The organism is Nonomuraea sp. NPDC049504, assembly GCF_040676845.1.
Classification (GTDB): Bacteria; Actinomycetota; Actinomycetes; order Streptosporangiales; family Streptosporangiaceae; genus Nonomuraea; species Nonomuraea salmonea.
In genome coordinates this window covers 103959-115055 of record NZ_JBFAPT010000032.1, presented here as the reverse complement: position 1 = coordinate 115055, position 11097 = coordinate 103959, and the positions used below count along the sequence as shown (strand labels likewise).

The 11097-nt window shown below is 70.5% G+C and carries 9 protein-coding genes and 1 pseudogene; 9 read left to right on the top strand and 1 reads right to left on the bottom strand.

The features are described 5' to 3' along the window. The first annotated feature begins 83 nt into the window (after positions 1 to 83). On the top strand, positions 84 to 1418 hold the full coding sequence (locus AB0K28_RS42990) for a LuxR C-terminal-related transcriptional regulator (RefSeq protein ID WP_364381971.1): 1335 nt from the start codon (positions 84 to 86) through the stop codon (positions 1416 to 1418). On the opposite strand, the gene AB0K28_RS42985 is transcribed toward AB0K28_RS42990, so the two are convergent. After that, a complete protein-coding gene (locus AB0K28_RS42985; protein WP_364381968.1) occupies positions 1399 to 2115 on the bottom strand; it encodes a hypothetical protein in 717 nt (238 codons plus the stop codon). The genes AB0K28_RS42990 and AB0K28_RS42985 overlap by 20 nt on opposite strands. Positions 2116 to 2344: 229 nt before the next feature. Between AB0K28_RS42985 and AB0K28_RS42980 the strand changes: the two genes are divergently transcribed. The 8 genes and pseudogenes from AB0K28_RS42980 (at position 2345) to AB0K28_RS42945 (ending at position 11084) form a co-directional block, all read left to right on the top strand. Next, positions 2345 to 2656, top strand: coding sequence for a hypothetical protein (locus tag AB0K28_RS42980; protein WP_364381965.1), 312 nt, complete (start codon positions 2345 to 2347; stop codon positions 2654 to 2656). A 10-nt stretch (positions 2657 to 2666) separates the two neighbouring features. Continuing rightward, a pseudogene (locus AB0K28_RS42975) lies at positions 2667 to 2984 on the top strand (SDR family NAD(P)-dependent oxidoreductase); the annotation flags it as partial. Positions 2985 to 3004: 20 nt separating this feature from the next. After that, on the top strand, positions 3005 to 3244 hold the full coding sequence (locus AB0K28_RS42970; RefSeq protein WP_364381962.1) for an SDR family NAD(P)-dependent oxidoreductase: 240 nt from the start codon (positions 3005 to 3007) through the stop codon (positions 3242 to 3244). A gap of 197 nt (positions 3245 to 3441) precedes the next feature. Continuing rightward, positions 3442 to 3870 (top strand): MarR family transcriptional regulator, encoded by a 429-nt coding sequence (locus AB0K28_RS42965; RefSeq protein ID WP_345405183.1) that lies wholly within the window; start codon positions 3442 to 3444, stop codon positions 3868 to 3870. Beyond that, the gene (locus AB0K28_RS42960; protein WP_345405180.1) at positions 3860 to 4375 is read left to right on the top strand and encodes a hypothetical protein; all 516 of its coding nucleotides are present in this window, start codon (positions 3860 to 3862) and stop codon (positions 4373 to 4375) included. Before AB0K28_RS42965 ends, AB0K28_RS42960 begins: the two co-directional genes overlap by 11 nt. Before the next feature lie 75 nt (positions 4376 to 4450). Then, positions 4451 to 4882: a GNAT family N-acetyltransferase gene (locus AB0K28_RS42955; RefSeq protein WP_364381958.1), complete on the top strand. Its 432-nt coding sequence runs from the start codon at positions 4451 to 4453 to the stop codon at positions 4880 to 4882. A gap of 456 nt (positions 4883 to 5338) precedes the next feature. Continuing rightward, positions 5339 to 10432: a ThuA domain-containing protein gene (locus AB0K28_RS42950; RefSeq protein ID WP_364381955.1), complete on the top strand. Its 5094-nt coding sequence runs from the start codon at positions 5339 to 5341 to the stop codon at positions 10430 to 10432. A 16-nt stretch (positions 10433 to 10448) separates the two neighbouring features. Next, a complete protein-coding gene (locus AB0K28_RS42945; RefSeq protein ID WP_364381952.1) occupies positions 10449 to 11084 on the top strand; it encodes a hypothetical protein in 636 nt (211 codons plus the stop codon). The last annotated feature ends 13 nt before the right edge of the window (positions 11085 to 11097 follow it).

The window sequence follows — 11097 nt, the reverse complement described above, 5'->3', positions numbered from 1 at the left end:
CGATCGCGCCCCGCAGCGTGCCGCCGCCCCCCTCCCGCTCACATTGGCTGATGGCCGGAGTGGTGGTGACATTGGGATAGGTTGTGCGATGGATCGCCGAGGCCGGTGTGGACGATCTCACCCGGCTGTCGCTGCTCGGCATGGCCGGCTACTACACCTGGACCAGCGCAGCCCACCCCGGCCAGCTGGACCTTGCGCGCCGCATCACGGAGCTGACACCGGCCGGCGAGGGGGTGACCTCGGTGGTGCGGGCGATGAACCAGAACTTCCGCACGATCCTGGAGGGCGGCAGCTCCGTGGTCATCACGCACCCGGCCGGTGTGGCGGACATGCCGTTCGACCTGCGCCTGATCGGTTCGCTGCAGGCCGTGATGCCCGCCGACCGCGAAGGCATGCTCGACGCCGCGGCGGAGATGGTCCGTGACTGCCGGGCGGAGGGGCGTCTCGGACGGATGCCGCACGCGATGGCCGTGCTGGCCATCGCCCAGCTGATGGACGGCAGGCACCCTGCCGCCCGCGACGCGACCGCGGAGGGGCTGAGCCTCGCTGCGGACATGGGCCAGCCGGTGTGGCGCGGCTATCTGGCGGGCGTGCGCGCCTGGCTGGCGGCGGTCGCCGGGGCGGAGGAGGAGTACGCCGCGCTGGCCGCCGAGGCGCGGCGACACTCCGAGGCGTCGAAGTCGTTCCCGAGCCGGTGCTGGGCCGAGTACGCCGAGGCCCTGCTCGAGCTGGGCCGGGGCCGTTACGAGGTGATGCTCGACGGGATGGACCGGGCGATGTCGGGCGCGTGCCGTCACGCGTTCATCTGGCGCTACGCCTGGCCTGACTACGTCGAGGCGGCCGTCAGGGCGGGCACCCCGGAACGCGCGCGGGAGGCGCTGCGCCAGCACGCGGAGTGGGCCGGGTCCACCGGGCAACCCGGCCCGCTGGCCGTCCAGCACCGGGCCAGGGCGCTCATGGCCGGCGAGGACGGCGCCGAGCGGGAGTACAAGCGCGCCCTTGAGCTGCATCTGCGGCACGAGCAGCCCTTCGACCAGGCCCGTACGCAGCTCGTCTACGGGGAGTGGCTGCGGCGCCAGCAGCGGCGCGGCGAGGCCCGCGGCCACCTGGAGGCCGCCATGAAGGCCTTCGACCGCCTGGGCGCCGCGCCGTGGTCGGCCCGCGCGGCCGGTGAGCTGCGCGCGGCCGGCGTCTCCGTCACCAGCGGCGGCGCCGGCGACCTGCTGGCCACCCTCACCCCGCAGGAGCTGCAGGTCGTCCGGCTGGCGGTCACGGGCGCGTCGAACCGGGAGATCGCCGCCCAGCTGTTCCTGAGCCCGCGCACGGTGGCCTCGCACCTGTACAAGGCGTTCCCCAAGCTGGGCGTCGCCTCCCGGGCGGAGCTGGGCAGGCTGGGCATCACACCCGGCGATAGATGATCGGCTGCGCGGCGATGCCGTTGGCCTTGAAGCTGGCCAGCACGAACCTGCGGAAGGACGGCCGGAAGATCAGGTGCGGCAGGAACGTGCCGAGTGCGGGCCAGCTCGCGTGGTTGATGAGCCCGTAGTCGGCGGGCTCGCCCTCCACCGGGCGCATGAGCGCGGAGTCAGCCAGCTTCGTCCTGGCCTGGAACCAGCCCGCGGTGTACTCCCACACCTTCAGCAGCGTCTCGCGGTCGTCGGCGTAGAAGTAGTTGAACAGGAAGTAGTGGTCCTGGCCGTGGTCGACGTCGCCGAGCCGGCCCGCGTTGCCCGCGACGACCTCGTGCGTACGCCGGGCCGCCCCGCGCAGCGCCACGGCCAGCTCCTTGTACGCCGCGCTCTCGCGTACCTCGAAGGCGGCCTCCACGGACGAGGTGCGGATGAGCACGACCACGTCGTAGCGCGCGGGATGGATGCCCCGGGCGGCGAGCAACGCGTCGCCCTCGCCCGGGGTGCGGAACACGGCGCGGAACACGGTGGCCTCGCGGGCCTCGATGTCCGCGGCGAGTGCTTTGAGGTGCCCGGCCAGCCGGGCGGGAGCGGAGGGCAGGTAGCCTCGCCAGGTGCCGATCTCGCCGGCCAGCACGACGAATCCGTCGCCGGTCGTGGGCAGGAGGCGGGCCTTGACGGCCAGATGTTCGTTGATCAGCTTCACGCCGCCGACGCTAACCGGCACGCGCGGCGGCCCGCCTCCGTCATCGCACTGAGGTGCCGACCGAACTTCCGGCCCACGGGCCCGTCACGGCCAGGAGCTCGTCTCTGATATCAGGCCGCTCCTCCGATCCACGGGGCTCGATCGGGTGAGGCTGATCGCTGCTCTTGTGTACGGACTTCAGTCACGTGACGGAGGCGGGCGGCGGGGTGATCTTCCTAGAGTCCGGGCCATGACCAAACGCACCGAACCCTACTCGGCGACGATCATGGCCGTCCTCGCCGTCGCCTTCTGCGCGTGGGCGTTGACGACGCTTCCCCTCCAGGGCGCGGTGGTCCTCGTGCTCGGCTGGAGCGGCTGGATGGCCTTCAGCTACGTCCGCCCGGTGAGGTCGAGGACGGTCATCGCGACGTACCTGTGCGCGGTGGGCTTCCAGCTCATCCTCATCATGAGCGGCCTGCTCATCTATTTCCTCATCAAGGAGAACCGCATACTCAAGGCCGAAGACGAGACAGCCCGGCCGGTCGCGGCCGGACAGCGTTGAGGAGCACACCATGTCGAAGAACGTCCTGGTCACCGGTGCCTCCACCGGCATCGGCCGGGCCACCGCCCTGCTGCTGGCCCGCGAGGGCTTCACCGTCCACGCCGGCGTGCGCGAGGACGCCGACGGCGAGGCGCTCGGCCCCGCCGTCACCCCGATCAAGCTCGACGTCACCGACGAGGGACAGATCGCCGACGCCGCCCACCGGCTCGGCCGCCTCGACGCGCTGGTCAACAACGCCGGCATCGGCGTCACCGGCCCGCTGGAGTTCGTCCCGCTGGAGGCGCTGCGCCGCCAGTACGAGGTCAACGTCTTCGGCCAGATCGCCGTCACCCAGGCGTCACCCAGGCGATGCTGCCGATGCTGCGCGCCTCGCGGGGCAGGGTCGTCACGGTCGGCTCGGTCGGGAGCTGGATCACGCTGCCCTTCGGCGGGCCGCTGTGCTCGTCCAAGCACGCCATCCGCTCGCTCAACGACGCGCTGCGCATGGAGCTCAAGCCGTACGGGGTGGCGGCCGTCCTCATCGAGCCCGGCTCGATCCACACCGACGCGGTCGGCAAGCTCGAAGACGAGGCAAGAAATCCCGCCTGATGAGCACGATGGGCCGCGTCCTGCCCCAGTACACCCTCGACGCCGTACGCATGCGCGTGCTCGGCCTGTCCTGAACGGAGCCCACCACCCTGATCCAGCTCTCCGGCCCCATGTCGGCCATCCGATCGTGGTCACGCTTCCAGCCGCACTCGCAGGAATGGTTGTAGGACACAACTATTTGGTTGTATCGTCGAACCATGGCGGATGAGCGTGACCTCCAGGAGGCGGTGGCCCGGTTCGTGCGGGCCTTCGGGCTGCACCAGCCGGACCAGACTCCGTGCGGGCAGCCCGTCCCCGTGTCGGAGGCGCACGCGCTGGGCGAGCTGGCCAGGGACGGCGCTCTGCGCCAGAGCGAGCTGGCGCACCGGCTCAAGCTGGAGAAGAGCACCACCAGCCGGCTGGTCACCCAGCTCATCAGCCGCGGCTGGGCCGAGCGCATCCCCGCACCGGGTGACGGGCGCGGGCGGCTGGTCCGGCTCACCGACCAGGGAGCACTGGCCGCGTCCCGGCTGGCCGAGGCCAGGGCTCAGCGGTTCTCCGCCGTCCTTGACCGCGTCCCAGAAGCCGAACGCGCCGACGTCCTGCGCGCCCTGACCATCCTCACGGAGGCCATCGATGACCCTTAGAGACCGCCGCGTCCAGGCGCTCCTCGCCGCACTGGCGCTCGTCGCCGCCGCCGCGACGGCGTACGCGCTCATCATCCGCGACGACGAGCGGGCCCTGGCCGACCGGCAGGCCGAGATCGCGGCCAGGAGCAGGCAGGTGATGCCGTTCGACCTGGAGCGCACCACCCACCGCTTCGCCAAGGCGGCCACCGGCGGCGTGCAGACGGTCACCTCCGACGACCCCGGCGACGCCGAGCAGGTCAGGTTGATCCGCGAGCATCTGACCGCCGAGGCGGCCGGCTTCGGCAAGGGCGACTACGGCGACCCCGCCTCGATCCACGGCGGCGAGATGCCGGGCCTGCGCGAGCTCGAACAGGGCCACAGCCGCATCGCCATCCGCTACACCGAGCTGCCCGGCGGCGCCCGCATCACCTACACCACGACCGACGCGTCACTGATCGCCGCGTTGCACGCCTGGTTCGACGCGCAGGTGACCGACCACGGCCGGCACGCGGAGCACGGCTGACGCCTTCACTTTTCCCGCCCGCATACCCAACCCGGGTACGGTGCATAAGCCCCCGACCTGACGAGGAGAACCACCGTGATCTCCGTCCACCGCGCCACCCCTGACGACGCGACCACCGTGCACGGCCTCATGCGAGGTCTCGCCGACCACCAGCACCAGGGATCGGCGCTCACCGTGACGCCCGGCAAGCTGAAGGAACTGCTCAGCCAGGCCGAGGTCGGCTATCTGATCGCCGAGCGGGACGGGCGGGCGATCGGTTACGTCTCCTGGCTGGAGCGCACGAGCTTCTGGTCCGGCGAGGATTACCTGCACCTGGACGACCTGTACGTCGCCGCCGGCGAGCGCGGCGACCGCGTGGGCGAGCGGCTCATGCACGCCATCGCCGCCGTCGCCGCCGGCAGGGTGATCCGCTGGGAGGTGGCCGAGGCCAACGTGGGCGCGCAGCGCTTCTACGAGCGCATCGGCGCCACCCTCATCACGAAGAAGATCGGCCGCTGGCGGCCGTAGTGATCACAGGGCCGTGCCCCGCCCGCCTGACGGGCCGGTCGGCACCACCGCGGCGGCACCGAGGTCGGCGTCAACGATGCCAGTGCGGCTCGTACCGGCTGCTCAGGCGGGCGGGACGTTCTCGTACGGGGCACGAAAAGGGCGCAGTGCGACAAGTCGCATTTAAAGAGGGGACTTTCGCCGACACAAGGGTGAAATCGTTTGCGACTTTGGTAACGGTTCAGTAACTTACGCCGGATCTCACGCGTTAATACGCCGATGCCATCTCGTTACGCGAGAGAGGTCTTCCCGGCCGGACATCCCCGTGTTACAACTCCGTTGAATTGATCTCGGAAGCCCACAAAAAAGGGCATGGAGACGGCACCCTCCAGCCTTCGCACCACCTGCTCCACCGAAGTGGCAACAGCGCGGCGGCGCGCGCCTTGCCTGACGTCCCCATGGTCAGGAAGGTTCTCCATGTCACCACGTCATCGCACGTGGGCCAGGCTGCTCCGTGCAGTCCTGCCGTTACGCCCGTTACCCAGGCGCCGGACCGCGACGGTCATCGCCTTATCCCTCCTCATCGCCCTCCTCCCGGCACCGGTGAGCGCCCTGGCCGCCACCGACGCCACCGCAGCCACCGCCACCGCAGCCACCGCCACCGCAGCCACCGCCAGCTCCACCACGACCGCCACCAAGACCACCGCCAAGACCGCCACCAAGACCGCCACGGCGCACCACGCCTTCAAGGTCCTGATCTTCTCCAAGACGACCGGCTTCCGGCACGACTCGATCCCCGAGGGCATCGCGGCCATCCAGCAGCTCGGTCAGGACAACGACTTCGAGGTCGACACCACCGAGGACAGCACCGCGTTCACGGACCAGAACCTCGCGCAGTACCAGGCCGTGATCTTCCTGTCCACGACCGGTGACCCGCTGGCCACACAGGACCAGAAGGACGCCTTCGAGCGCTACATCAGGAACGGCGGCGGCTTCGTCGGCGTGCACGCCGCCGCCGACAGCGGTTACAGCTGGGAGTGGTACGGCGACCTGGTCGGGGCGTACTTCAAGAGCCACCCGGCGATCCAGCAGGCCACGGTCAAGGTCGAGGACCCGGCGCATCCGTCCACGAAGGACCTGCCGGTGACGTGGAGCCGTACCGACGAGTGGTACGACTACCAGGCGAACCCGCGCAACGACGTGCACGTGCTGGCGTCGATGGACGAGACGTCCTACAGCGGCGCCACGATGGGCGCCGACCACCCCATCACCTGGTGCCACGACTTCGACGGCGGCCGCTCCTGGTACACCGGGCTCGGCCACATGAAGGAGAACTACAGCGAGCCGAACTTCCTGAAGCTGCTGCTCGGCGGCATCCAGACGGCCGCGGGCGCGATCAGGGCCGACTGCTCGGCCTCGCAGAGCTCCAGCTTCGAGAAGGTCACCCTCGACGACGACACCTCCAACCCGATGATGGTGGACGTCGCCGAGGACGGCCGCGTCTTCTACATCGACCGCCTCGGCGACGTCAGGATCATCAAGCCGGCCGGCGGCACCGTGACCGCCGCGCAGCTCGACGTCTTCACCGCCAACGAGAGCGGCCTGCTCGGCCTGGCGCTCGACCCGGGCTTCGCCACCAACAACTGGGTGTACCTGTACTACTCGCCCGCCGGGGAGAACGTCGACCGGCTGAGCAGGTTCACCGTCACCGGCGACACCCTGGACCTGGACAGCGAGAAGACCATCCTCGACGTCCCCGTCCAGCGGGCCGAGTGCTGCCACCACGGCGGCGGCATGGTGATCGACCCGGAGAGCGGCGACCTCTGGCTCGCCACCGGCGACAACACCAACCCGTTCGCCTCCGACGGCTACACGCCGATCGACGAGCGCTCCGGCCGCTCCGCATGGGACGCCCAGCGCACCGCGGGCAACACCAACAGCCTGAGCGGCAAGCTGCTGCGCATCCACCCCGAGGACGACGGCACGTACACGATCCCGGACGGCAACCTGTTCCCGCCGGGCACGGAGAAGACCAAGCCGGAGATCTACGGCATGGGGCTGCGCAACCCGTTCCGCATGGGTCTCGACCCGAAGACCGGGCACATCATGCTCGGCGAGTACGGCCCCGACGCCTCCTCGGCCAGCGCGGCGCGCGGCCCGCAGAACACCGTCGAGTGGAACATCGTCTCCGAGCCGGGCAACTACGGCTGGCCGTACTGCGTCGGCGACAACACCCCGTACGTCGACTTCGACTTCGCCACCCGGCAGTCGGGGGCGGCCTTCAACTGCGCGGCGCCGGTCAACGACTCGCCGAACAACGACGGCCTGACCAGCCTGCCGCCGATCGTCCCCGCGACGGTCTGGTACCACTACGCGGCCGACCCGCAGCACTTCCCCGAGCTGAACGGCGGCGCGCCCATGGGTGGGCCGGTCTATCGCGACGACCCGGAGCTGGACTCGGACGTCAAGTGGCCGGCGTACTGGGACGGCAAGGCGATCTTCGGTGAGTGGAACAACGACACGGTGTGGTCGTTCCAGCTCGACGAGGACGGCACCGAGCTCGTCGAGATGAACAAGATCCTCACCGGCTTGTCGTTCAAGAAGCCGATGGACATGAAGTTCGGCCCCGACGGCGCGCTCTACATGGTCGAGTGGGGCTCCGGTTTCGGCGGCGACAACGCCGACTCCGGCGTCTACCGCGTCGAGTACACCAAGGGCACCCGCCCGCTGATCGCCCGCGCCACGGCGGACAAGACGGACGGGCCGCTGCCGCTGACCGTCACGTTCTCCAGCGAGGGCAGCAGGGACCCGGACGACAAGCCGCTCACCTACGCCTGGGACCTCGACGGCGACGGCGACACCGACTCCACCGACCCGAGCCCGTCCTTCACCTACGAGGAGGGCGGCGACTACAACGCCGTCCTGACCGTCACGAACCCCGACGGCAGGACCGCCACCGCGAGCGTGACGATCGCCGCGGGCAACACCCGTCCCACCGTCACCGTGGACGTGCCGCCGAACGGCGCGTTCTTCGAGTTCGGCGACCAGGTGCGGTTCGAGGTCACCGTGACCGATGCCGAGGACGGCACGATCGACTGCGAGCGGGTACGGATCCAGGCGATCCTCGGCCACGACAGCCACGGTCACCCGCTCGACCAGCAGCAGGGCTGCGAGGGCGTGCTGCAGACCCAGCAGGCCGGGCACGGCGAGTACGAGGACCTGTTCTACGTCATCGAGGCCAGTTACGCCGACGACGGCGCCAACGGCGCCTCGTCCCTGACCGGCCGCGGCGAGGTCATGCTGGCGCCCAAGCGCAAGCAGGCCGAGCACTTCACCCGCACCGGCCGGGTCACCGGCGGCACCGGCACCGACACCCCGGGCGTCGCGGTGGAGACGACCTCCGATCCGCAGGGCGGCAACGAGCACGTCGCGTCCATCCAGGACGGCGACTGGTGGTCCTTCGACCCGGCGAACCTGTCGAACCTGACCGCGATCCGGCTGCGCGCCGCCTCCGGCGGCCCCGGCGGGACCGTGCAGGTCCGGATGGGCGATCCGGAGACCGGTACGCTGATCGGCTCGGCCGAGGTGGCGCCCACCGGCGGCTGGCAGACGTTCACCGACGTCACGCTCGACCTGGCGGAGCCGCCGACGCAGAGCGGGCCGCTCTACTTCGTCGTCCGCAAGCCGGCGGACGCCGCCGACGACGCGTACCTGCTCAACGTCAACTGGGTCGACTTCGTCGGCAAGGGCGCGACGCACAACCAGCACCCGGTGGTGACCGCGACCGCCACCCCGGAGACGGGCGTCGCCCCGCTGGAGGTCGCCTTCAAGGCGACGGCCACCGATCCCGAGGGCGACCCCATCACCTACAAGTGGAACTTCGGCGTGGACGGCGCTCCCGAGCCCACCACCGCCGAGGCGAGCCACACCTACACCGTGCCGGGCACCTACACCGCCGTGGTGACCGCGACCGACGACAAGGGCGCGTCGGCCACCGCGCAGGTGCCGGTCAAGGTGACCGCGCCGCCGACGGTGTGCTTCACCGGCCGATCCGACGACTTCCTCGGTGACCAGCTCGACCGTGACCGCTGGACGGTCGTCAGGGAGAACCAGGACCTCAAGGTCGAGGACGGCAAGCTGGTGATCCCGACCTCGACCACCGACATCTACAGCACGGGCGGGGACACGCCGAACATCGTGCTGCAGCCGGCCCCGGCGGGCGCCTGGACGGCCACGGCCAAGCTGACGCTGGACGCGCGGGACGCGTACCAGCAGGCGGGCCTGATCATCTACGGCGACGACGACAACTACGCCAAGATGGTGCTGCAGGCCCGCTCGACCTCGGGTCCCGACCACGCCAGCCGCATCTTCCAGTTCATCAGGGAGGAGAACGCCGCCCCGAACGAGGTGGCGGAGAGCAACACGGCCGCGCTCGGCGACGCCTACCCCGACACGGTGTACGTGCGGTTCGTCAGCGACGGCAGTAGCATCACCGCCCACTACTCCGCCGACGGCACCACGTTCACCGCGATGCCGCAGACCAAGTCGCTCGCCGGGATCACCAACCCGAAGATCGGCCTGATCTCCCTCGCCGGGGCGAACCACCCCGTGGTGGACGCCGCCTTCGACTGGTTCCACCTCATCCCCGACGACACGGCGACCGCGCCCGCCCCGGACGACGAGTTCGACGGCACCGCGCTCGACGCCTGCCGCTGGAGCGAGATCGTCCGCCCCGACCCCACCGCACTGCGGGTGCGTGACGGCAAGCTGGAGCTCGACACCACGACGGGCGACATCTACGGCACCACCAACAGCGACCCGAAGAACCTCATCCTGCAACCGGCCCCCGACGGCGACTGGACGCTGGAGACCAAGCTGGACGCCTCGGCGCTCAACGAGCAGTACCAGCAGGGCGGCCTCATGGTGTACGCCGGTGACGACGACTACGTGAAGCTCGACTTCCTCACCACCAACGCCCCGGGGGCCACGGTGGCGCGGGCCATCGAGCTGCGCAGCGAGGTCGGCGGCACCGTGCAGAGCCCGCAACCGCAGGCCAACAACCTCACCAGCGGTGAGTGGCACCTGCGGCTGGTCAAGGAGGGCAGCACCTTCACCGGCTCGTACTCCGCCGACGGCGAGACGTGGACGGAGCTGTCCGCCCCGGTGGAGAACAGCGCGGTGGCCTCCGGCGATGTGAAGGTCGGTGTCTTCACCATCGGCACCAACCAGACGGCCTCGCAGACGGTCACGTTCGACCACTTCCGCCTCACCGAGGCGGCGCAGGTCGATCTGGTGGTCTCCGCCGCGTCCCGCTGCGTCGGCGCGTCGGCGTACGTGGCGGTCACCGCCGTCAACCGCTCCGACGCACCGGCCGCGGTGACGCTGACCACGCCGTTCGGTACGAAGACCGTGGCCGGCGTGACGCCGGGCAAGCAGGCGTACCAGTCCTTCAACAGCCGGGCCGGGCAGATCGAGGCCGGCACGGTGACCGTGAAGGGCACGGCGACGATCGGCGGCCGGGAGGTCACCTCGTCGTACGACGCCGCGTACCCGGCGCTCGACTGCTCATGAGAGACGGAGGGATCACATGATCACCACCAGGATTCCGCGGCTGCTCGCCGCCGCGGTGATCGGCGCCGCGCTCACCGGCGTCGCCCTGACCGGTCCCGCCGTGGCGCAGGACGACCCCGAGGACGGCATCGACGTGTCGGTGACGATCGAGCCGCGCACCACTCCAGGCTCGGTGTCCATGACCGTCGCCGACAACACGGGCGTGGCCCTGCAGGAGAACGGCTCCGACGCCGCCGCCCGGCAGTTCGTCGGCACCCTGCCGACGGTCACGGTGACCGACACCCGCGACCCCGCGCAGATTCCCGCTGGTGACTTCTGGGCGGTCGTGGGTCAGGCCGGGGAGTTCGTCTCGGCGGACGGCTCCGCGCCGCCCATCGGCCCGCAGTACCTGGGCTGGCGGCCGCAGCTGCTGAGCGACTCCCCCACCGGCGCGGTCGCGGCCGGTGAGCCCGTCTCCAGCGTCATCTCCGACGGCTCGGGAGCGCCCACGGTCGGCCTGCAGGGCCAGGAACTGCTGGTCTCTACGGCGAACTCCGCCGACGAGATCGGCACCTGGCAGGTCAACGCCGACCTGGCGCTGCGCACGCCCACCGACGTCACCGCCGGTGAGTACCGCACGACGCTGACACTCTCCCTGTTCAACCAGTCCTGACACGTGGCCGGCC

Coding starts and splice junctions, on each gene's coding strand:
- AB0K28_RS42950 (WP_364381955.1), top strand. CDS start 5,339: ATGTCACCACGTCATCGCACGTGGGCCAGGCTGCTCCGTGCAGTCCTG.
- AB0K28_RS42960 (WP_345405180.1), top strand. CDS start 3,860: ATGACCCTTAGAGACCGCCGCGTCCAGGCGCTCCTCGCCGCACTGGCG.
- AB0K28_RS42980 (WP_364381965.1), top strand. CDS start 2,345: ATGACCAAACGCACCGAACCCTACTCGGCGACGATCATGGCCGTCCTC.
- AB0K28_RS42965 (WP_345405183.1), top strand. CDS start 3,442: ATGGCGGATGAGCGTGACCTCCAGGAGGCGGTGGCCCGGTTCGTGCGG.
- AB0K28_RS42970 (WP_364381962.1), top strand. CDS start 3,005: ATGCTGCCGATGCTGCGCGCCTCGCGGGGCAGGGTCGTCACGGTCGGC.
- AB0K28_RS42945 (WP_364381952.1), top strand. CDS start 10,449: ATGATCACCACCAGGATTCCGCGGCTGCTCGCCGCCGCGGTGATCGGC.